16 protein-coding genes, 1 tRNA gene and 1 other RNA gene are annotated in these 23,872 nt (G+C 43.4%); all 18 read left to right on the top strand.

Annotated elements, in window-relative coordinates; genetic code table 11:
* The first annotated feature begins 1 nt into the window (after position 1).
* The 18 genes from feoB to CEQ75_RS02470 all read left to right on the top strand — a co-directional run bounded on the left by feoB (position 2) and on the right by CEQ75_RS02470 (position 23,735).
* Positions 2–2,098 (top strand): ferrous iron transport protein B, encoded by a 2,097-nt coding sequence (gene feoB, locus CEQ75_RS02555; protein WP_089608948.1) that lies wholly within the window; start codon positions 2–4, stop codon positions 2,096–2,098.
* Between the two features lie 132 nt (positions 2,099–2,230).
* Positions 2,231–2,320, top strand: a tRNA-Ser gene (locus CEQ75_RS02550).
* 58 nt (positions 2,321–2,378) lie between these two features.
* An RNA gene (ffs, locus tag CEQ75_RS02545) (signal recognition particle sRNA large type) lies at positions 2,379–2,643 on the top strand.
* Positions 2,644–2,800: 157 nt separating this feature from the next.
* Positions 2,801–4,360, top strand: coding sequence for a DNA polymerase III subunit gamma/tau (dnaX, locus tag CEQ75_RS02540; protein ID WP_157677289.1), 1,560 nt, complete (start codon positions 2,801–2,803; stop codon positions 4,358–4,360).
* Positions 4,361–4,393: 33 nt separating this feature from the next.
* Positions 4,394–4,711 carry a YbaB/EbfC family nucleoid-associated protein gene (locus CEQ75_RS02535; protein ID WP_089608946.1) on the top strand — a complete coding sequence of 106 codons (318 nt, stop codon included), beginning with the start codon at positions 4,394–4,396 and terminating at the stop codon, positions 4,709–4,711.
* 50 nt (positions 4,712–4,761) lie between these two features.
* Positions 4,762–5,364, top strand: a complete 603-nt coding sequence (gene recR / locus CEQ75_RS02530) for a recombination mediator RecR (protein ID WP_089608945.1) — start codon at positions 4,762–4,764, stop codon at positions 5,362–5,364.
* Positions 5,365–5,573: 209 nt separating this feature from the next.
* On the top strand, positions 5,574–5,849 hold the full coding sequence (locus tag CEQ75_RS02525) for a DUF2508 family protein (RefSeq protein WP_198306614.1): 276 nt from the start codon (positions 5,574–5,576) through the stop codon (positions 5,847–5,849).
* 70 nt (positions 5,850–5,919) lie between these two features.
* Complete coding sequence (locus CEQ75_RS02520) at positions 5,920–6,195, top strand: pro-sigmaK processing inhibitor BofA family protein (protein WP_089608944.1); 276 nt, start codon at positions 5,920–5,922, stop codon at positions 6,193–6,195.
* Between the two features lie 102 nt (positions 6,196–6,297).
* The gene (gene nifJ, locus CEQ75_RS02515) at positions 6,298–9,816 is read left to right on the top strand and encodes a pyruvate:ferredoxin (flavodoxin) oxidoreductase (protein WP_089608943.1); all 3,519 of its coding nucleotides are present in this window, start codon (positions 6,298–6,300) and stop codon (positions 9,814–9,816) included.
* Between the two features lie 690 nt (positions 9,817–10,506).
* Positions 10,507–13,338, top strand: a complete 2,832-nt coding sequence (locus CEQ75_RS02510) for a molybdopterin-dependent oxidoreductase (RefSeq protein WP_198306613.1) — start codon at positions 10,507–10,509, stop codon at positions 13,336–13,338.
* A 50-nt stretch (positions 13,339–13,388) separates the two neighbouring features.
* Positions 13,389–14,765, top strand: a complete 1,377-nt coding sequence (locus tag CEQ75_RS02505) for an MFS transporter (RefSeq protein WP_089608941.1) — start codon at positions 13,389–13,391, stop codon at positions 14,763–14,765.
* Positions 14,766–14,995: 230 nt separating this feature from the next.
* A complete protein-coding gene (locus tag CEQ75_RS02500; protein WP_089608940.1) occupies positions 14,996–16,606 on the top strand; it encodes a sigma-54 interaction domain-containing protein in 1,611 nt (536 codons plus the stop codon).
* A gap of 416 nt (positions 16,607–17,022) precedes the next feature.
* A complete protein-coding gene (locus CEQ75_RS02495; RefSeq protein WP_089608939.1) occupies positions 17,023–18,471 on the top strand; it encodes a trimethylamine methyltransferase family protein in 1,449 nt (482 codons plus the stop codon).
* A 186-nt stretch (positions 18,472–18,657) separates the two neighbouring features.
* Positions 18,658–18,903, top strand: coding sequence for a hypothetical protein (locus tag CEQ75_RS02490; protein WP_089608938.1), 246 nt, complete (start codon positions 18,658–18,660; stop codon positions 18,901–18,903).
* 1 nt (position 18,904) lies between these two features.
* Complete coding sequence (locus CEQ75_RS02485; protein WP_157677287.1) at positions 18,905–20,428, top strand: sodium:solute symporter family protein; 1,524 nt, start codon at positions 18,905–18,907, stop codon at positions 20,426–20,428.
* Positions 20,429–20,711: 283 nt separating this feature from the next.
* A complete protein-coding gene (gene istA / locus CEQ75_RS02480; protein WP_089608934.1) occupies positions 20,712–22,301 on the top strand; it encodes an IS21 family transposase in 1,590 nt (529 codons plus the stop codon).
* Entirely contained in the window at positions 22,298–23,077 is a 780-nt protein-coding gene (istB, locus tag CEQ75_RS02475; protein WP_089608935.1) for an IS21-like element helper ATPase IstB, read from the top strand. Before istA ends, istB begins: the two co-directional genes overlap by 4 nt.
* A gap of 280 nt (positions 23,078–23,357) precedes the next feature.
* Positions 23,358–23,735 (top strand): FAD binding domain-containing protein, encoded by a 378-nt coding sequence (locus CEQ75_RS02470; protein ID WP_242965440.1) that lies wholly within the window; start codon positions 23,358–23,360, stop codon positions 23,733–23,735.
* Positions 23,736–23,872 lie beyond the last annotated feature (137 nt).

Here is a 23,872-nt window from a genome sequence, read left to right as displayed (position 1 = left end):
CATGGAGAAAATGACCATCGCCTTGGCGGGTAACCCCAATAGCGGAAAAACCACCATTTTTAATTATCTTACCGGAGCCCGTCAGCATGTGGGCAATTACCCCGGAGTTACGGTAGAAAAAAGAGAAGGTCATCGCAGCTACCAGAACTACGACTTTAAAATTATTGATTTGCCGGGGATTTACAGTCTGACCTCCAATTCTCCGGATGAAGTAGTTACCCGACAGGTATTGCTGGAAGAGAAGATCGATGTGATTATTGATATTGCCGATGCCACCAATTTGGAAAGACATCTGGGTCTGACCGTACAATTAAAGGAATTGGGAATACCCATTGTACTCGGCTTGAATATGATGGATTTAGCAGAGGAGGCCAATTTCAAAATTGATGTGGATTTACTGGCCACTCTTTTAGGTCATCCCGTGCTGCCGGTGATAGGCACAAAAAGCAAGGGGGTGGAGGAGCTATTACAGGCTGCTATTCATCTCTTTGAAGGGCGTGACCGATATCAGGAAAGACCTATTCGCTATCAAAAAGAAGTGGAAGCAGAAATTGAGATATTAAGGAACTTAATGCCCGAAAAGATTAAAGGCGATGAGAACTCTGTCAGGTATCGACCGGCTATTGGCCGTTGGTTAGCCGTAAAGCTCTTGGAAAATGATCCGGATGTACTAGCCCGCATGAAAAAGAAATATCATGCCGATGATTTGTTAATCCAGGTAGAAAAAAGCCGCCGGTCTTTGGAGGAGCATTTTGGGGAAGATCCGGAACTGTTTTTGGTTGACAGCCGGTACGCTTTTGCCCGGGGAGCGGTCCGGGAAAGCGTGCTTTTTCCCGGAGATGATCGGGAATCCATGACGGAAAAAATTGATCAGGTGCTCTTAAATCGATTTTTGGGGTTACCGATCTTTCTGATGATTATGTGGCTGCTTTTTCAAATCACCTTTACCCTGGGTGAATTGCCCATGGGGTGGCTGGATATGGGGATCTCAAAATTTGCTGAGCTTGTTCATGGGATACTGCCGGATGGTTTATTCCGTTCTTTAATTGTGGATGGGATTATTGGTGGGGTTGGCGGGGTTATTATTTTTCTTCCTAACATCTTGCTCCTCTTTTTGGGAATTACCTTTTTAGAAGGTACCGGATATATGTCCAGAGCGGCCTTTATTATGGATAAATTAATGCATCGTATGGGTTTGCACGGCAAATCATTCATTCCCATGATCCTGGGTTTTGGTTGCTCTATTCCCGCTATTATGGCGACTCGTACCCTAGAAAATCCTCGGGACCGGTTGGTGACCATTTTGGTGATCCCCTTAATGAGCTGTGGGGCACGCTTACCCGTTTATACCTTGTTAGCAGCAGCATTTTTCAGCCCTAATATGGCGGGGAATGTGATCTTTTCTATTTACTTAATCGGCATATTATTAGCTGTATTGATGGCAAAATTATTTCGCACCTGGCTGTTTCCCGGTCCGGCTGAGCCCTTTGTGATGGAACTTCCTGTTTATCGAATGCCGGTCTGGCGCAGCGTTTTAACTCAGGTATGGGAACGAGCCGTGCTCTATCTCAAAAAAGCTGGAACCGTTATTTTAGCAGCGTCAATTTTAATGTGGGCCTTATTTACCTTTCCCCAGACGAATGGAGCATCAAATTTTGATGCGGCTCAAGCAATGGAGCAAAGCTTTGCCGGACGCATTGGCCACCTGGTGGAACCGGTGCTTGAACCTTTAGGATTTGATTGGAAGATTGGCGTGGCTCTCATTTCAGGTGTTGCTGCCAAAGAAATTGTTGTCAGCACCATGAGCACCTTATATAGCATGGAAATAGATGAAGAGGCAGGTTTATCGTCAGGAGAAGTATCTTTGGGTTTTGCTGATCGGGTAAGAACCCAGTCGGGATTTACTCCTTTGATCGCTTATGTGTTAATGCTTTTTATCCTGATTTATATTCCTTGTTTGTCCACGGTAGCGGTCATCTATCGGGAGACAAATTCATGGAAATGGCCTTTGTTCGTCATAGGATATACCCTGGCCTTAGCATGGTTTGTTTCTTTCCTGGTTTATCGGGGAGGATTGTTATTGGGCATTGGTGTCTGAGGGATATTATTACCACTCTTGGGAAAAATTCAGGCAATTTTAACAAAAGTTATCGGAGAAATGACTTGCAACATTGGTCAAATGCATGTATAATTAGCTAGTCAGTCTAATGAGATAGGTTGATTAACATTAGGAGAGATGGCCGAGTCCGGCTTAAGGCGCACGCCTGGAAAGCGTGTTGGTGTAACAGCCTCGCAGGTTCGAATCCTGTTCTCTCCGCCAGTAAATTCTGATCGGTATGGAATCAAGACATACCGATCTTTTTTAAAAAATTCTTTTGCCGTGCTAGATGGGGAGGTAGCGGTGCCTTGTAACCCACAATCCGCTATAGTGGGGTTGAATTCCTGTGGCAGGGTTTATTCTGTGGGGTCTGCCTAAAATAAGTGGCGATGATAATTGGGTCTTACGCAATAAGAAGCTATAAACCCCGTCAGGTCCGGAAGGAAGCAGCGGTAAGTAGCCAATCTTGTGTGCCGTAAGGGTGCCTGGTTTGAGTTAACTGTTTGAGTAACGCTCGGAGGATATGCTCAAAAACAGGTGCACGGCTAAATTTTTCAAGGCGTCCGTTGGGGCGTCTTTTATTTTTAGGCTTTCCCTAGGCCTTCGGCTTGGCGCAAGCCAAGTTCTCTAATAAAGGGAAAATAGGATGTTGGGCGAATAAGTAGGTTAATAATAGATCGATTAAATGGGGAGGCAAGAAAATTGGCATATGTTGCATTGTACCGTCAGTGGCGACCCCAAAAATTTGAGGATGTTGCTGGACAGGATCATATCAGCAAAACCTTAAAAAATGCGATCAAAGCAAATAGGATAGTGCATGCTTATCTTTTTACCGGCCCCCGGGGGACAGGTAAAACCAGTTCTGCCAAGATATTGGCCAAAGCAGTTAATTGTCTTGCTCCTGTTGAGGGTGAAGCTTGTGATCAATGTGAAATGTGCAAGCGGTTCAAGTCAGGTCAGGCCATGGATATGATCGAAATTGATGCAGCATCCAATCGCGGGATTGATGAAATTCGGGATCTCAGGGAAAAGGTGAAATATGCCCCGGTAGAAGGAAAATATAAAATATATATTATTGATGAAGTTCATATGCTTACTACAGAAGCCTTTAATGCTCTCTTAAAGACCTTGGAAGAGCCGCCCAAGCATGTTATATTTATTTTAGCGACAACAGAACCTCATAAGGTACCGATCACTGTACTTTCCCGATGTCAGCGTTTTGATTTTAAACGTATTGGCATGCGTTTTATTATTGACCGATTGCAGCATATTTGTACGGTTGAAGGATTAAAAGTAAATGATGCGGCTCTGCAGATGATTGCTAAAAAGGCGGAGGGCAGTATGCGGGATGCCTTAAGTTTATTGGATCAATGTTTAAGTTTTTCGGAAGAAATGATTACGGAAGAGACCATTGCTTCCCTATTGGGCGCGGTAGATAATGAATTTATTAAAAATATTGTTTTGTCTATGGCAGAAAGAGATTATGGCCGCATGATTTCCTTGATTGATAGCTTAATCCAGGAAGGTAAGGATATCCGGCTTTTTCATCATGATTTAACGGAGTATTTCAGAAATTTAATTTTGGTTAAACTATCGAATAAAGCGGTTGAAAAATTAGATGTGCCGGATTTTTTACATCGGGACTTGGCGGAGCAAAGCAAGATCTTTACTGTGGAGGTATTGTTTAATATCCTGGATGTTTTAAGTGAAGGAGAAGCTCAACTTAAAAACAGCACTCAACCCCGCATTACCTTAGAACTCTCTTTAATCAGAGCGGCAAGGATACCGGAAAAAAACGATCAAGAGAATGTACAACCGGTGCAATCAGCACAACATAAAGAGCATAAAGGGCATCAACAACCGGTACAACATAAACAACCAAAAGAACCCGTAAAAAAGGAGAATGTGCCACCGGCCATACAGGTGAATATAAAATCTGTTCAAGCACATTGGCCTCAAGTGATGGAGTTGGTGAATAAAAAAAATAAAAGCACCGGAGCATTTTTAAAAGAAGGGACACCTGTGGAATTAAGACAGAATAAGATAATTATGCAGTATCTGCAACAGTTTAAGCTTCATGCAGAAACGATCGAAAAGATTGAGCATAAAAAAATTATCGAAGAGGCCTTAGGCACTGTTTTTAGACAGGAGCTGACTGTACAGAGTACGACTGATGATCTCTCCCCGGAAAAAGAGGACGAAATTGAGGCTGGGGTTCAAAAATTTTTAGGCAATGAGGTAAAAGTGGAGATCGTAGATTAGGTGATCAGAAACGATATTGAAGGAGGATTTAAAATGGGTATGGGAAATATGCAAAAAATGATGAAACAGGTTCAGAAGATGCAAGCCGATATGGCGCGCATGCAAGAAGAGTTGGCTTCGAAGGAAATTGAAGCCAGTGCCGGCGGCGGGATGGTCACAGTGGTGGCAAATGGAAAACAAGAGCTTATGTCTATTCGGATTAAGCCGGAAGCGGTAGATCCGGAAGATGTAGAGATGCTGGAGGATTTGATGCTCGCTGCAGTTAATGAAGCCTTGCGAAAATCTCAGGAGATGGTTTCGGAAGAAATGAATAAGATTACCGGAGGGATGAAGATTCCCGGTTTGTTTTAATGGAAATGGATTCAGGAAAAGAGTTCTTACTATGAATAAGGAGCGGAACAATGTTTAATTACTACCCGGCACCGGTGGCCAGATTAATTGATGAGCTGATGAAACTTCCTGGTGTTGGTCCGAAATCCGCCCAAAGGTTGGCCTTTCATTTATTAAATGCCCCGGATCGGGATGCTTTGGGTTTATCCCAATCCATCATTGATGCTCGTCAAAAGATTAAACAATGTTCCATCTGCGCCAATCTGACAGATCAGGAACCTTGCGCTTTTTGTCAGGATCAGAATCGAGATGACAAGGTGCTGTGTATTGTGGAACAGCCTCGGGATGTTATTGCTATGGAAAAGACCAGAGAATTTAGGGGTAGATATCATGTTCTTCATGGGGCAATATCCCCTATTGAGGGGATTGGTCCGGAGCAATTAACGGTGACGCAGTTATTGTCTCGTTTGAGGGAATCACCGGTGGCAGAGGTGGTCGTGGCTACTAACCTCAATGTGGAAGGAGAGGCGACAGCGCTTTATTTATCCCGACTTTTAAAGCCATTAGGGGTTAAGGTAACACGAATCGCTCATGGCCTGCCTGTAGGTGGGGATTTGGAATATGCAGATGAAGTAACCTTAGCTAAGGCCTTCGAAGGAAGAAAAGAAATTTAAGGAGACAGACCGATTGGTCTGTCTTGCTTCATGCCTGGAGAAAATAATTATGCTAAGAGATTCTTAAATATTTTAAATAAAGTTCTTGAAATTATGATATAATTGTTCTGATTTTGTGATAAGGTTTAAGTGTGTCCCAGGGTGGGAAGTATTGCTCATATTTGGGACAATTCCCCCATATAATGGTAAAAACATTAGGGGGAAAAGAGATGGAGAAAAAAATCTTTCATTTCATAAAATCTTTGAGATTTCATATGATGATTTTATTTGAACGGTTAAGGAATTTATTTTTGAAACCGGGGCCGGGGGATCCTGCACGGCAGTATGTCCTTCTGGTCAATAAGGTGCGTCAGGAATGGCAATGGGCAGAGAAGACCTACCATGAAGTAACGGAAACGGATTTAGTGGACCAAGTGATTTATTGGCAGAGCGCCGCGGAAAGAAAGTATATTCATCTATTAAAAAAGCCCGTCAAGAAGGCATAACTGCAGATTTTGAAACGATCGCATATTTGGCGTTGATTGCCCGTAATAAGAGTTATTAGGGGGTGGGCATATGAATGGGGAGACCTGGCAAATCATTTTGATTGGTATCATTGCCTTACTTTTATTGCTTCCGGCCTTGAAGTTCTTATTGACACCGGTACGATTGATCTTCAAAATATTAGTGAATGGGTTAATGGGTTTTTTGATCTTGTGGTTGATCAATATCTTTGCCGAACCTTGGGGGTTTTTTCTGCCCATTAATACTGTGACGGTATTGGTAGCTGGTTTTTTGGGGATTCCAGGAATTATTTTATTGTCATTGCTTAAATTTTTTTTGATTTACTAAGGAGCATCAAAAACGGCATCATGATAATGAGGTAAAAATTACTTTCATTATAAATATTCTGTGTATACGGAACAAAAATTATTAAAAAGGAGAACAAGTTATATGACAAAACATATGAAAACGATGGATGGAAACAAAGCAGCAGCCTATGTATCTTATGCTTTTACAGAAGTCGCTGCCATCTATCCCATTACGCCGTCATCGACCATGGCGGAGTATGCAGATGAATGGAGTGCCCTTAAGCAAAAGAATATTTTTGGACAAGTAGTAGATGTGGTTGAAATGCAATCTGAGGCCGGAGCAGCGGGAGCTGTACACGGATCTTTATCCGCAGGGGCTCTCACCACCACCTATACTGCTTCCCAGGGTTTGTTGCTGATGATTCCTAACATGTATAAAATTGCCGGGGAGTTTTTACCCGGGGTGATGCATGTGAGTGCCCGATCACTGGCTACCCATGCCTTGAATATATTCGGAGATCATTCTGATGTGATGGCCTGCAACCAGACGGGCTGGGCGATGCTCGCCTCCAACAGCGTACAGGAAGTTATTGATTTGGGAGGAATTGCCCATTTGGCAGCTATTAAATCCCGCGTTCCTTTTCTGCACTTTTTTGATGGCTTCCGCACCTCCCATGAGCAGCAAAAGGTTGAAGTTATTGAATATGAAGACTTTGCCAAGCTGGTAGATCAGGACAGCATTAAAGCTTTTAAAGATCAGGCTTTAAATCCGGAACACCCTGTGATCAGGGGTACAAACCAAAACCCGGACATCTTTTTCCAATGCCGGGAAGCCAGCAATACTCATTATGAAAATGTACCTGATACAGTAGCTGCCTATATGAAAGAGATCAGCAAACTTACCGGCAGAGAATACAAGCCTTTTGTTTACTATGGCGCACCGGATGCGGAGCATATTATTGTTGCCATGGGCTCTGCGTGTGACACCATTGAAACGGTGGTGGACTACCTGGTAGCTCAGGGAGAAAAGGTTGGTTTAATAAAAGTTCATCTTTATCGACCTTTCTCCGCCAAATATTTCTTTGATGTTTTACCGGAGACGGTCAAGAAAATTGCTGTTTTAGACCGGGTAAAAACCATCGGAGCACCTGGTGAGCCACTTTATATGGATGTTTTAAGCATGTTTTACGGAAAAGTTAATGCTCCTCTGATTGTGGGGGGACGGTATGGGTTAGGCTCCAAAGACACGGTGCCGGCAGATATTATCGCAGTTTTCGATAATCTTAAGGAACAAGAGCCCAAACACAATTTCACACTAAGTATTATTGATGATGTAACCAATACTTCTTTGATCAGCAGTCAGAATATTGACATGACCCCGGAGGGTACCATCCAATGTAAATTCTGGGGATTAGGATCGGATGGGACCGTAGGAGCTAATAAACAAGCGGTGGAAATTATCGGAGACAAAACAGATTTGTATGCTCAGGCTTATTTCTCCTATGATTCCAAAAAATCCGGCGGGATTACCATTTCCCACCTGCGTTTTGGGAAAAAACCTATTAAAGCACCTTATCTTATAACCAATTCGGATTTTGTTTCCTGCAGCAATCCGGCTTATGTTCATAAATATGATCTTTTATCCGGATTAAAAGAAGGAGGAACCTTCCTCTTAAATTGCGTGTGGCGGCAGGAAGAATTGGAAGAAAAACTTCCGGCGTCTTTAAAGAAAGATCTTGCCGAAAAGAAAATCAACTTCTATACGGTGGATGCAGTGGACATTGCTCAGGAATTAGGCCTGGGAAATCGCACCAATATGATTATGCAGTCGGCCTTCTTTAAGCTGGCTCAAGTGATTCCCATGGACAAAGCAGTGGAATATTTGAAAGAATCTGTGGAACATGCCTATGGTAAGAAGGGGCAAAAAATAGTAGACATGAATAATGCCGCTATCGATCAAGGGATTGCTGCATTGGTTAAAGTGGAGGTCCCCGCTTCGTGGAAGGATGCGGTGGATGAAGCAGCGGCAGCCCAGGATGTACCTGCCTTTGTTACCGATATCTTAGAACCCATGAATCGCAATGAAGGGGACAAATTGCCCGTCAGCGTGTTTATGAAACATGGCTGCGAAAGCGGCACCTATCCCACCCAAACTAGCAGATATGAAAAACGGGGCGTGGCTTCCTTTGTTCCCCAATGGCATCAGGAAAATTGTATTCAGTGTAACCGCTGCTCTTTTGTCTGCCCTCATGCCTCCATCCGTCCGGTGCTGTTAAACGAAGAAGAATTAGCGCAAGCTCCCGAAGGCTTTAACACCTTAGCTGCCTTGGGCAAGGAATTAAAAGGTCTTGCTTATCGGATCCAGGTCAGCCCTATGGATTGTCAGGGTTGCGGCAGCTGTGCAGCAGTTTGCCCGGCCAAGGTCAAGGCATTAACCATGGAATCTATTGAATCTCAAGCGGAAGATCAAGTGCCCAATTGGAACTATAGCACCACTGTGAGCATTAAAGATGATCTCATGAATAAGTATTCCATCAAAGGCAGTCAGTTTGCTCAGCCATTAGTGGAATTTACCGGGGCCTGTGCCGGATGCGGCGAAACCCCTTATCTCAAGCTGATCACCCAGCTCTTTGGAGATCGCATGATGATTGCCAATGCCACCGGTTGTTCCTCCATTTGGGGGGGAGCGGCGCCTTCCATGCCTTTCTGTGTCAATAAAGAAGGAAAAGGACCCAGCTGGTCTAACTCCCTTTTTGAGGACAATGCGGAATTTGGTTTTGGTATGTTCTTGGGTGCTCGGCAAATCAGAAATAAGGTTACGGATTTAATAAATGAAGCCATCACCTTAGAAATATCTCCTGAATTGAAGGACGCCTTTAGTCAATGGCTGGCTGGGAAAGACCAGGCCGAAGCGTCAAAAGAAGCAGCGGCCAAGATTATTCCTTTATTAGAAGGTCAGGATCATCCTGTTTTGAAACAAATCAGGGAAAGAGCCGACTTCCTAGTGAAAAAATCCCAATGGGCGTTCGGTGGGGATGGCTGGGCCTACGATATCGGCTTTGGCGGTGTGGATCATGTCCTGGCTTCCGGTGAAGATGTAAATATCTTTGTTTACGATACAGAAGTTTATTCCAATACAGGGGGACAATCCTCCAAGTCCACCCCAGCGGCAGCCATTGCCAAATTTGCTGCCTCCGGAAAAAAGACTAAGAAAAAAGATCTGGGTATGATGGCCATGTCCTATGGTTATGTTTATGTAGCACAGATTGCTATGGGTGCCGATTATAATCAAGCTATTAAAGCAATTCAAGAAGCGGAAAACTATCCCGGACCTTCCCTGATCATCGCCTATAGTCCTTGCATCAACCATGGTATTAAGGGCGGCATGTCCCATGCTATGGAAGAAATGAAAAAGGCGGTTGAGTGTGGATACTGGCATCTGTATCGCTACAACCCCCTCTTGAAGCAAGAAGGAAAGAACCCCTTCTCCCTTGATTCCAAGGAACCTACGGGAAGCTTTAAAGACTTCATCATGAGTGAAGTGCGTTATTCCGCTTTGGCCAAACTCTATCCTGAAATAGCGGAAGAGATGTTTAAAAAGACATCAGATGATGCAGAAGAAAGATATCAGTCTTATCTGCGTTTGGCAAATCTTAAGTAAATTTTTGTGCTTGAAACCTCTTTTTAAAGAATTATCAAATTAAGATAATGAAGGAACTATCATAAAACGGAAGAAATGTTTTGTGATAGTTCCTTCTTTTTTTTATGCTCCGTATATAAAACATTTCGATAATGAAAGAAACGATATCAATAATGAAAATATAAAGGTAACCCTTGGCATGAACGGTCTTGTTTGGCAAGAAAATCAGGATCCTTCAAATGTGAAATAAATAAGTAAATTAATTAGCTAATCAATTATTTAACATGACTATCAATTTTCTCAGGAATTCTATTCTTTTTCTGTCATTTCGAACGCAGCGAAGGGAAGTGAAGAATTTTGCCTTTTTTCCTTTAAGGGTTTAAACAATTAAACAATAGATCTTCGCTATCGCTTAGGATAACAACAATTACCTATCCAGAGCTAGTTGGATAGTCATGCTATTTAATTATTTAATTAATCAAAATATTAAACAAAACTTAAGCAAAAAAGCAAAATTTTGAATCTGGCATAAATATTGCTTATAAATAATATTTCAAACGTATGATAAAATTATGACACGGATTTCGATTTTCGGAATCAACTTACGAATTCCGGGGCAAATGATCAAGGAAACGAAAAGGGGGGCAGTTCTGGCGACGAAAGACAAGAATGCATCGTGAAAAACAATCAATAGGTTCGGGAGAATTGCGTTTGTTTAAACTTTTAAAGGGGGAAAGATGTATGGTGCAGTTTTGGGTGAATGAACAGGAAATAAATATTCAGGATGATGAAAAACGCACGTATCTTTTGGATTATTTAAGAGATGTACTAAAGCTAACAGGAACAAAAAGAGGCTGTGAAGAGGCTGTTTGCGGAGCATGTACAGTCCTGATAGACAATGAAGCCAAAAGGTCATGCCGGGCCAAACTGTCAGATCTTCAGGGAAAACACATTGTGACCGTTGAAGGCTTAGTAAAAGACGGAGAAATGGATCCTGTGCAAAAAGCTTTTGTGGAATGCAGTGCCGTGCAATGCGGGTTTTGCACCCCCGGTATGATTATGACAGCAAAAGCACTGTTATTAAAAAATCCCGATCCTTCGGAGGAAGAAATTAAGAAGGCCTTAAAGCTGAATTTGTGCAGATGCGGCACTTATCCCCGGGTGATCAAAGCCATTCAAAGAGCGGCAGTGGTAGTAAGGGGTGAGACTCCTGAACCATATGTGGCGGAAGATGCAGCAGAAAATAACGTAATCGGCAAGTCTGTGCGCCGGATTGATGTGGAAGATAAGGTCACGGGGAAAACAGTATTCTATGGGGATTATTATTTTGATAATATGTTGTACGGTAAAATGGTTTTAAGCCAATATCCCCATGCGAAGATTCTTTCGATCGATACCACCGCAGCTGAGCAAATTCCTGGTGTGCAGCTGGTCTTAACAGCCAAGGATATCCCGGGGAATAACATTCACGGCGTATTGGCCAAAGATCAACCGGTTCTGGCTGTGGACAAGGTACGTTATATTGGCGAACCCATTGTAGTGGTTTTTGCTGAGGATGAAGAAACGGCCCAAAAAGGGGCGGATGCAGTTCAGATAACTTATAAAGAATTGCCCGGCATTTTTACCATTGAAGAAGCCTTGGCTCCTGACGCACCATTGATTCCTAATCCGGAATTGGGCCCCTTCTGGAATGCTTATGCAGGGGAGAAAGGCAATATCTGTAAAGAGGTCCATATGTATCGGGGGAATATAGAGGAAGCATTTGCCCAAGCGGATGTGGTGGTAGAAGAGGAATTTGTTGTTCCGCCGGAAGAGCATGCCTGGATGGAAACAGACGGTGCTGTATCTCGCATGGGGGAAAACGGCAAGGTCCTTATTTATGCACCTAATCAAAGTCCCTTTGCGGACAGAGATCAACTAGCCCCTATTTTAAACATGGATGTTGACAAAATTGAAGTGGTTCATATGCCGGCAGGCGGAGCCTTTGGCGGCAAAACCGAGCTTACAACTCACGCTTATGTAGCAATCGCCTCTCTAAAAACAGGCCGCCCGGCTAAGATGGTGCTCACCAGAAAAGAGACTTTGCGTTTTCATCCCAAGCGCCATAGCTACAAGATGAAGTATCGGGTTGCTGCCAACAAAGATGGTAAAATTCAAGGTATGGATATTCAGATTCTTGCCGACGGCGGCGCTTACATTTCATGGAGCCCTCGTGTGGTCGAGCAATCAGTTTCCTTTAGCACAGGCCCATATTATATTCCCAACTTGAATGTCCAAGCAACCTGTGTTTACACCAACAATTTAATTGCCGGAGCCATGAGAGGATTCGGTGCCGGACAGTCTCACTTTGCCGCAGAATCCACCCTGGATATTTTAAGCAGAAAATTGAATATGGACCCTATTACCTTGCGGGAAATCAACGCTTTGGAAGTGGGCGTACCGGCAGCTACGGGACAGATATTTACCACCGGGGTTGGTTACAAGGACACTATTCAAGCCATCAAAAAAGTGGTAGAAGAGGAATTGCTGCCTTTAAAACAAAAAGGCGATCATATTGGTATTGGTGTGGCCAGCGCTTGGCGCTCTGTGGCAGGGGGCTTAGGACCGGATGAATTAGCCGGTGCGGCATTGGATCTGTTAGAGGGCGGTAAATTTATCCTAAGGGTTGCCTGCACCGAAATGGGGCAAGGATCCCATACCTCCCTTTGCCAGATGGTTTCCGAAATTTTAGATATAGATATTACGGACATTGAAGTAGATGCCGGAAATACCGGCACAGTTCCTTACGGGGGCGGGGTAATGGCTTCCAGGGGCGTTTATTTGTGGGGACATCCTACCATTGAAGCAAGCAAAAAGATGCGCAAGCTGATCCTGGAAAAAGGCGCAGCGATATTGGGTGTAGATGAGGATCGTTTATCACTCCGAAATGGCTTTATTGTGGATAAAGAAACAGGAAATCAAAGATTAAGTTTTGGGGAATTAGCAGCCCAAAGTACCGAACCTTTGAAAATATGGGTAGATTTTATGATGCCCAAATCATGTCCCGTGTCAGAGAATACCAATGAAGACCACGCCATCGACCCCAAGGATTACAATGTGCACCATACAGTAGCGTATAATACCACAGCGGTAGCTGTAGCTGTGGATCCGGAAACGGGTAATGTAACCGTGCTGAATTGTACCATGGCTTTGGATGGGGGACAGATCATCAATCCGGAAGCAGCCCGGACTCAAATTGAGGGTGCGATCATCATGGGCATGGGTTACGGCATGACCAATGATTTTGAGATTGAAAAAGGAATCAATAAAACGGACACCCTGGGCAAATGCAAAGTGCCTCGTATTAATGATATGCCGGATAGTATGAAGATCATTTTCGTCGGCGATCAGGATCTCACCGGACCTTTCGGTTCCAAAGGGGTAGCGGAAATCGGTGTACTGTCTGTAGCTCCGGCGATTACCAATGCCATCTATGATGCTGTAGGTGTCAGAGTCAACAAACTGCCTGTAAAAAAATATTTGGGGGGGTTGCTAAAAAAATAATGAAAAATTAAGGTTCTAAGATTAAAATAATAGAAGGAGGATGAACTAATTTGGAAACAGCAACTTCTCAGTCAGATGGGAGAATGGTTATTGCCAGAATGGAACGACTGCCTGTCAGTAAGTTTCATAAAAAAATGCTCGTCATTAACGGTATTGCCTGGGCTTTTGATTCCTTTGATATTGCATTGGTAACTTTTGTTGTTGCCGCCCTGAAAGGCTATTGGAACCTAACCCCGGCGGAAAGTGGGGTTTTGCTAAGTGTAGGATTGTTGGGGATGTTTTTCGGCTCGTTAGTTGCCGGTTATGCGGCAGATAAGTGGGGACGAAAATTCGTCTTTCAATGGACGATGCTGATCTTTTCTCTGGCATCACTAGCTTGCGCCTTCGCTCCTTCCTTTGCACTTTTACTGGTTTTCCGTTTTCTGGTGGGTATTGGCTTAGGCGGGGAATCTCCGGTCGTGCCTGCTCTTCTTGGGGAGTTTGCCCCTTCGCTTCATAGAGGAAAAATTCAGGGCCTGGTCAATGTTTTCTGGGGCGCGGGCTGGGCAACAGCTGCAGCTTTGTCCTTCTTTGTTATCCCCAGCCTGGGATGGCGGGCGGCCTTTGTATTCGGTGCTTTACCTGCTTTCTTTATCTTTGTTGTACGCAGACACTTGCCGGAATCACCCCGTTGGTTAATTACCAAGGGACGTGTGCAAGAAGCGGATGACATTGTGACGAAATTAGAAGCAGAGATTATTAAAGAACACGGCAAAGAATTGCCCGCTGTTGACCCGGAAGTTGTCAATAACGTTGTGGTGAAAGCGGCAACTGAGAAGGTTAAAATCAGCACCTTATTTACAGGGAAATATAGGAAAAACACGATCGTGTTATGGTGCACCTGGTTCCTGATTATGTTTGCTTATTACGGACTGTTTTCGTGGCTGCCCACTGTTTTTGTTGAGGCGGGACACACGATGCAAAAATCATTTCTCTATGTGTTGATTATGCAAATCGCTTATATGCCTAATGAAGTTATCGCCTCTTTCATGATGGACAAGGTAGGCCGCAAGAAGACCATTATTCCAAACCTGTTTGTTGCTGCCTTATGTGCTTTGGCTTACGGCTATGCCTTATCCCATAATGCATCCATGAGTATTATCCTTGTGATTGGGATTGTGACCTCATTGGCTGTTTCCGCATCAATTTGTGTCATGTATACCTATACTCCGGAATTGTATCCTACCGATGTTAGAATTACGGCGGCGGGAGCTTCCACAGCGGTGTCCCGGATTGGTTCTATGCTTGGCCCTATGATTATTGGTTTTTTCCTGGCCAGTATCGGCTTTATGGGCGTTTTCACCATTCTTGCCAGCGCCTTTATTTTATCCGCACTGATCTTCATCTTCTTCGCTGTAGAAACAAAAGGGAAGGTGCTGGAGAATTAATTCGCTGTTTTTGCCATATAGTCCCAAGTCAATGATAAAAAGATATGCAGGTAGGTTTTTCCTGGGGAAAATCTACCTGTTTTCATTTTATCAAGAAAAAAATTTGTATTAAAATGTCGAATTAGTTAAAATGTTAATATGAGATAACGATTTCTAAGCTATAGGTGGAATAGAGCTCCACCAGATTTCAAGAATGCTGTGCATTGCAGCAAATTTTAGGAGAATGCATTATGGAGATAAATGAAAAGACTTTGCTCAATACTTTGCTGGAAAGCCTTGCACCACTCGCCGGCGTAACTGGGGGTTATGCAACATTAACGGATATTGATGGGCGAAGAATTAAAACCGTAAACTCTAAAGGTGAAGAATTGCAGGATATGAAAGGTAAGATTTATGATTTAGCTCAAAAAGGTGGTCAAGAAAATAAGCCATTTATCGGGCCTTCACAGATTGAAGACGGAGCGGAGGCCTGGGTGATTCCCATCGGTTCCTATGTACTCTGTTGCAGCAATGTGGAACGGGTGCAGAGGGAAGGCAATCTGCGCAACGCTTTGGAAAAGGCTTTGCCATTGATTGCTAAGGTGGTAGGTGGGGAGGCGGTTATTTTTGATAAGCAGGGTAAGCGTATCTCCAGTTATAATCCGGACGGAAGCGTGAATCGTAAATTTATTAATAAGATCAGCAAAGCCGCTTTGAAAGCGATGCAGACGAATGAACCTGTCGTTGGGGATTCTATTTCTTTTGAAGAAGCATTGGCAGTGCGCATTCCTATTACATCCAATTTTGGGTTTGGTTTTAATAATGAGGTAGCGACGCAAAAAAACAAGCTGTTAATGGATGAAGTGAAAAAGTTTCAATTTGCCCGTTATAATTTTTCCGATATTATCGGGCAAAACGAGGCATTTTTAAAAGTAGTGGATCAGGCTAAGCACATTGCTTCCAGTAACTCCACTGTCCTAATCTATGGAGAAACAGGGACGGGGAAGGAGCTATTTGCTCAATCTATTCATAATGCCAGTGAGCGCAGAAACAAACCATTTGTTGCCATCAACTGCGGTGCTTTACCCGCTACATTAATTGAGAGCAGCCTATTTGGCTATGATGAAGGTGCTTTCACCGGAGCAAAAAAAGGAGGTGCGCCCGGGGCTTTTGAGCAGGCAGATGGTGGGACAATTTTTTTAGATGAGATCAGCGAGATGGAACTAAATTTGCAGATCAAAATTCTCAGGGTTTTGCAGGAAAGAGAAATAACGCGCATCGGCGGAAAAAAACCGCTGCGTATAAATGTGCGTGTTATATCTTCGACAAACAAGGATCTGGTGAAGATGATTTCAGAAAATAAATTTCGCAGCGACTTGTTTTTCAGGTTAAACGTGCTGCAAATTAAGGTAACCCCTTTAAGGGAAAGACCAGATGATATTTCTTTATTGGCTCGTTATTTTATTCGAAAACATAATAATTTGTTAGGAAAGTATGTTGAGGGCATCAGCAAGGAAGCGCTTAACATTTTAAAGGAATATCCATGGCCGGGCAATGTCAGGGAACTGCAAAATTGTGTGGAGTATGCCCTGAATATGATGGGAAAAGAAGAGCATCTGATTTTGCCGCAACATTTGCCCCCCGTATTTCGTCCTGATGATCAGTCTATGGAAATTATTAATCAGTTGACAGATCAAGTGGGCACATTAACCTTAGGGCAAATAGTTATGGAAACAGAGAAAATTGCCATTGAAAAAGCATTGGTCGCCGCTAAATACAAAAAAAAGGAAGCTGCTGAAATGCTGGGTATCAGTACGATTACCTTATGGCGCAAGATGCAACAGTACAATGATCAACAATGAATGATTTCGTTTCATAATTGAAAAGAGGCTCTTTTAGGTCAAGTGATTGATGGAGAAAGATTTGTTGAGGCAGACGAAGGAAAGATTTCATAAATGAAATATTCTTCTTTCAATCTTGTTTTTCGAAACAAATCTTTTTATTTATTATATGGGAAGATAAATTGAAGATGACAGCAAAATGGCCGATTTGCAAACAAAATAGGAAGGATTCAATAAAATAAATATAACAAATTCATATTGGCATAGAATTTGCTACTAACTATAGACTAGGAACACCTTTTAGTGAAGGTGATCAAATCATTACAGCAAAAGAAATCAGGAAAGCGAGGATTTGATTGGAGGAAAATAAATAAAATAATTCAAACAAATTATTTATTTAAATTAAAACATATTAATAATAAGGAGGAGTAACAAGCATGGCAAAAGGAATTAAAGCAAAAGCATTAAACGAACAGGAATTGGCATTTCTTAAGGAAAAGATGGAATGGTTGTTGGCGAACAAAGGAATTAAAGTAGAACATGATGAGGTATTAGAGATTTTGGCAGGAGCCGGGGCAGAAGTGAACGGCCAGTATGTGAAATTTCCCCAGGCTGTCATCGACAAAGCTCTGAAGGATGTACCCCGGGAATTTACCTTAGCGGGTGTGGATCCCCAGTATGATCTGAAGTTCCCCCATCCGGAAGGATCCTTCTACACCAGAACCAATACCGGGGGCATGTTCTATTTATCAGAAAACGACACTTACAACCATATCACCCTGGACCAGGTGGCGGAGTATACCAGACTGATGCAGGCTCTGGACAATATTAATTATTATTCACTGCCTTCCACCAATCCCGGGACTGATTTTCCTTCGGAGTGTATTGATATTCATACCTTTGATACCGTGATCAGAAACACGAGGAAGCATGGCTGGCTGCAGCCTTATGAATCAGAAAACGTGAACTATCTAATTGAAATGGCTGCCGCCGTAGCCGGGGGTAAAGAAGAATTAAGAAAGAGACCCATTGTCAGCCTGATCTGTTGCTCCGTTCCTTTTCTGACTTACAAGCATATGGATGCCAATATTATTTTACAGGGTGCACGGGCCGGCGTTCCTCTCCAACCCTGCTCCTTACCGGCAGCCGGAGCCAACGCGCCCATCACACCGGACGGTATAGCACTACTTGCCTGTGCGGAAGTAATGGCGATGATCATTATGGCGCAATTAATTGCGCCGGGCACCCCATGTGTGGCAACTCCTTTGCTCTTTGAAATGGATATGATGTCCACAAATACGACTCAATCTGCCATGTCCACCACCATTGGCCGGATGATTGCCATGGAACTTTTCCAGGACGGTTATGGCATTCCCGCTCATACCTATGCGACGGGCTCGGATTCCCCCATCCTTGATAGCCAAGCCGGTATTGAGCAAGCAACCCTGGCTATTATGGTTGCCCTTTCCGGCGGTTCGGTCCTGGGCGGCGCCGGACAGATTGAAACAGCGAAAACCATCAGCCCCGTTCAATTGATGATTGACAATGATCTTTTCGGGATGGTGCGTCAATTGAAAGCCGGTGTCACGGTGGATGAAGAACATGTGGGCTGGAATGAACTAGTGAACTTAAAAGAAAACGAAGCCTTTATTACCCTGGATCACACCTTTAACCATTTCAGAGACGGTTACCGGTCCAATCTTTTCACCCGTGATGCTAAGGCCACCTGGGAAGGAAAAGGAGGTAAAACCTTGGCTGAACGGGCGAAGGAAGCTTATCTGGCCATGAAGGATGATTTGAAACCTGTCAGTTTGCCGGAGAATGTGGTTAAGGAATTAGATGCCATTGTGGCTCGGGCTGATAAAGAATTAAAAGTGAGCAAATAATAAGAAAGTTGCTGCAAATCATGTATGAGGGAAAATGCTGCGGTGTTTGTGGTATTGCTGCCATAAACACCGGGCTGCTCTCTGTTATACATGAAAGGCGGGAAAAAGCAATGTTTCTGCTGACACCGATGGATCGATGTAAGCAGATTATTTTCTAAAGACGATATAATTAAGGAGGCGAAATGAATGGCTAAGAAACCTTATCAGAAAACAGAGAAATGGTGGCTGATCTCCGTAGTTCTATTTTATGTCTTGTACAACTTCCCTGGAATTCCTGCATATGGTGATGCCAATGGTGCCTTTTTGCATGGTGCATTAACATTGATTCCGCTATGGATTTGTATTTATGCAGGCCTACATTTAACGACAAAACAAAGAAAATTGGTTGATGCTGATCAAATACAAAAAGCCAGTGACCAGGAGGGAAATTAACATGTTAAGTGGCAGCACTGTTTGGATCATATTTCTTACCTATATGGCAGCCCTTCTTGGGTTAGGATTTTATGCGAACTGGAAAGAAAAAAACCGCAGCGCCAAGGACTACTTTACCGCCGGCGGTCAAATTAATTGGTTTGTTTTAGTTATGACTTACGTTGCCGCTTTGATGAGCACCTGGGTTTTCTTTGCCGGACCCGGGGGATATTACCGCGGCGGGTTGACCTTCTTTCTTTCAGAATTAAGTTATATTCCGTTATATCCTATCATCATGTATTTTGTGATGAACAAGGTATGGCTCTTAAACACGCAAAGGGGATATACCACCCCTGCTGATTTGTATGACGACAGGTTCCGGAGTCCGGCATTAAGGGTTATTTTAGGGCTATTATTTTTCTTTGTTTCCCTTCCTTATGTAAGTTCCATTTTTATAGCTTGCGCTAAGGCAGCTCAGGTAGCAAGCGGAGGAGCTGTTTCTTATAATGCCGTCATTATTGTCGTGGGTATCGGCACCTTGATCTTTGTTTCCGTAGGCGGAATGAAATCTGTTGCCTGGGCGGATACAGCCCAGGGCTGGTTATTTATCATTGCTTTATGGGCCATTGGCATCAGTGCTTTAAGTGTTGGTTTTGGCGGCTCTGTCACTAACTTGGTTTCTGCGGTATGGCAAAGTACGCCTTCATGGTTTTCCTATCCGGGGCCGAATGAATGGGTGCCCTATGCTGCTCGTTTAGGTTATCCTCTTTCTTGTGCCATAGGCTGGACCATTATGCTGCCCCACGTCTTTATTCGATCCGGATATTCCGGAGAAAACCTGAAGAGTCAGCAGAGACTGCAATATTTAGTTCCGATACTGCAGACTGTTGTTTGGACCGGGGTTATGTTTATTGGTTTATTGGCCGTAGGCTTGGTGCCTGGGCTTTCAGGTTCCGATACGGAGTTGATTATTCCTTATTTGATTAACACCGTAGTAGCTTCCCAGGGTGCTGGATTTGCCCAAGTGTTAATGACCCTCTTCATTTTAGGGGCACTGGCAGTGGGCTTGTCGACAGCAAACGGTTTCTTGCTGGTATCCGGCTCCATCATCTCTCATGATATTTTAGGTAAAACCTTTAAATTACAAGCAGATCCGAAAAAACAAATGCTGATCAGCCGGATTGTCATTGTGGTGCTTGGTTTGGCCTGTATGTGGATTGCCATGGATCCCCCTGAACTGATCTGGACGCTGATTATGTTTGCCATTGCTATGGTGATGCCCATCTTCCCGATCCTGATCTGCGCCATCTATTGGAAAAGGGCTACTGCTCCGGCTGCTGTGATTGCTTCTGTTGCCGGTATTATTACCGTACTTCTCACCTATAAATTAGGTTTCGGCGGTAACTGGTATGGATTCTTTGGCATGGTTGTGGCTGCGGTATTGATGTTTGTGGTCAGTTTGATGACCAAGCCGACTGATGATAAGGTTCTGGATGAATTCTACGGATCATTGAAGAAAGCTGAAAAAATACACTATGTTGATTGAATAGGTTGATAAGTTTGGTCAAGACTAAATAACAATTGAGGCAACCGACTTCTCTCGGAAAATATAAAAGGGCTAAAGCAGTTTTTAAGACAAGAACTGCTTTAGCACCTCAATTGTTTTAAAATCGAAAAAAACTCTTTAAGACATTTTAACTTGTTCTAAAGATGAATAATTAGATAATTGTCTATGGTAATCTAATAGTAGGCCACCGTAGTCATTGAAAAACCGGCCACAATAGATTAACCTACTTGAGAGGAAATTCAACAGGTAGGGGCTGGGAGAGATGATCACAATGAACATCAAGCAACAAATTTTAATGATGCATATTCATGAAGGGAAATCGCGCCGGGAAATTGCGAAAATAACAGGGATCAATCGGGACACCGTAGGAAAGTACATTGGACAATATGAGGAAGGGAGACAGCAATTATTGTCGAGCGGGTCGGCAGATATCCAGGCACTAGTCGACACCCTCACTTCTGCCCCCAAGTATACTGTGGGCATTCGACCCAAAAGAAAAATGACTGACGAGGTTGTGAACAGGATCCAGTTCTATCTTGACGAGAATGAAACTAAGCGAAATCAGGGGCGGCACAAGCAGCAAAAAAAAGCCATTGATATCTTTGAAGCACTGGAAGCCGAGGGTACTCAACTAAGTTACAGTACCGTTCTTCGAACCATTAGAAGCTTGGAACGGAAACCAAAGGAAGCGTTTATTAAGGCTCTGTATGAACTTGGAGACATTTGCGAATTTGATTGGGGTGAGGTTAAACTAAAAATTAATGGAAAATTTCAAGTTTTTCAGATGGCCGTATTCACAACGGCTTACGGGAACTATCGCTTTGCTTATCTGTTCACCAAACAAACAACAGAGTGTTTTCAGGAAGCACACGCCCTGTTTTTCCAGCATATCGGCCAAGTGTATCGTACCATGGTGTACGATAACATGAAAGTCGCGGTGAAAAGGTTTATTGGAACGGAGAAGGAGCCGACGCAAGGATTGCTTCAATTGTCGCTCTACTATGGTTTTCAGTATCGGTTTTGCAATATTCGCAAGGGCAACGAAAAAGGTCATGTGGAGCGAAGCGTCGAGGTCGTTCGCCGAAAAGCCTTCGCTTTTCGGGACGAATTTGAATCCCTGGAGGAGGCAAATCAATATTTGCAGGATGTGTGCACTAAGCGTAATCGTAAGTCCCATGATGAGTACAACGGCCAGACGGCGGAGGAACGATTGGAAGAAGAGCGCCCCGCATTGCTGCCCACCCTTCCACCATTTGATGCAGCTCGCGTGATTTATGGACGGGTGAACAAATATTCCACCATCATCGTTGATCAGAATCGTTACTCAGTACCGGATCATTTGGTAGGTGAATCGATCATGATTAAAGCATATGCGACCCGGGTGCGATGCTTCCATCAGGAATCCTTGGTAGCGGAGCATGTGCGATTAACCGGCAACCACGAGTGGCGGCTTGATCTGAATCATTATTTGGATACGCTAAGGAAAAAACCTGGTGCATTTGCCGGTAGTGCGGCATGGCAGCAGGCTCCTAAAAGGATAAAAGAAATATACGAAACATATTATACCAAACAAGACAAGGAATTTATACAGCTATTGCAATATATTCGAGACGATGTCCCATTTGCGGAAGTCGAGCAAGCTATTCGGGAGCTGGAGAAAATTCATCCGGCTCAAGTGACTACGGATAAAATTAAAGTGCTTTGTGCTAGGAATCGTGACGCGATGCCTGTTGTTCAACCAAATCTCTCGAAAACGGGAAAAGAGATTGTAGAGCGGTCAGCACAGCAGCTTCGCATGTACGATGACATGTTTGATACCCATACACCAAAAGCAAAGGAGGACGTTGCATGAGTAACGCGCCGCGCAAGGCGTTTAAGGAAGCGATATTGGAATATAGCAAAGAACTGAGACTCCCTATGATTCGTAAGCATTTGGATGAGCAAGTTCGGGAGTCAACGCAGCAGGATGCCAGTTATGAAGCATTTCTGGCGCAGTTACTGGAGAAGGAATGTGATGCTCGTCGGGAAGCCTCGCGGCATAATCGCATTCGTCTGGCTGAATTTACACATAAAAAGTACCTTGAAGATTTGGTCATCGCGGATTTGCCAGATGATGCCCAAAAGAAGTTAAAGCAGCTGAAAACATTAGAGTTTATTCAGGAGGGGCGCAACATTATTCTGGCGGGGAACCCGGGAACAGGCAAGACGCATGTGAGTATTGGGCTAGGCTTAAAGGCCTGCCTGGAGGGATATAAAGTATGGTTTACAACTGTTCCCCTCCTCATTAACCGGATTAAAGAATGCCGAGCAGAGCAAACTCTTCGAGCCTTCCAGAACCGCTTTGAAAAATATGATTTGGTTATTGCCGATGAAATGGGTTATATATCTTTTGATAAGGAAGGATCTGAATTATTGTTTACCCATTTGTCGCTGAGGGCTGGTCGCAAATCGACAATCATCACAACCAACTTATCCTTCGAACGATGGGGTGAAATTTTTCAGGATCCCGTGATGACGGCGGCCATGATTGACCGGTTGACGCATCAGTCATACATCGTCAACATGAATGGAAACTCGTACCGCATGAAAGAAACGAAGGAGTGGTTACAACAACAGCAACTGGCATGAAGAAAAAAACAATAACCCTGTATAAAGGTTTATCATGTTTTTGATAAACATTTATACAGGATGTAACAAGCGATAGCGCGTTAGCATTCATCGTGAAACAATGCTCTTTGAAAACTAAATATGCTTATGAAACGACTAAATTTTTTTTCTTAGTGGCCGAAAATTAAATGACTATATGGCCTAATTTTAAGTTGACAAATACATAGATAATCCTTAATCTTTATTAATGAACCTAAATGGAGTCATATATTTTGGTATAGGAGGTGGCCAAGTGTTGCACATGGAAGCATATTTTAGACCAGGGACCATAGAAGAAGCATTGAACTTATTAGCAGAAAACAAGGGGAAGATACTGGCCGGCGGGACAGATTTAATTTTGGATTTACAAAAAAAGGAGATGCCGGGCACCATTGTGGATGTGGGTGGGATCAGAGATCTTTGCCAAATTAAAGAAACAGAAGATCAGGTGATCATGGGCAGCGGAGTTACCTTTACCCAGGCGGAAACTTCCCCCATCATTAAAAAGCATTTAAGTAAGTGTATCCTAAGGTCGATACATCAGGCTGAAGTACTGTTTGGTTTTCAGGGACCGGAGTTCCTGAGAATGCAAGAATGCGAGAAAAAATTGTTCTTTGAAAATTACACAGTGAAGCAGTAAAAGGTAACTCAGCGAGAGCTGAGTATTACAAAGAAATGCTTAGGATTCATCATCTAAGAGTAATCAGTAGGTTATTTGGTCAGTAGTCATGAAAAGATGAAAACCAAAGACCAAAAGAAGAAAGCAGTGCAAACATG

The organism is Dehalobacterium formicoaceticum (genome assembly GCF_002224645.1).
Lineage (GTDB): Bacteria > Bacillota > Dehalobacteriia > Dehalobacteriales > Dehalobacteriaceae > Dehalobacterium > Dehalobacterium formicoaceticum.
This window is presented reverse-complemented; position numbering and strand designations above follow the sequence as displayed.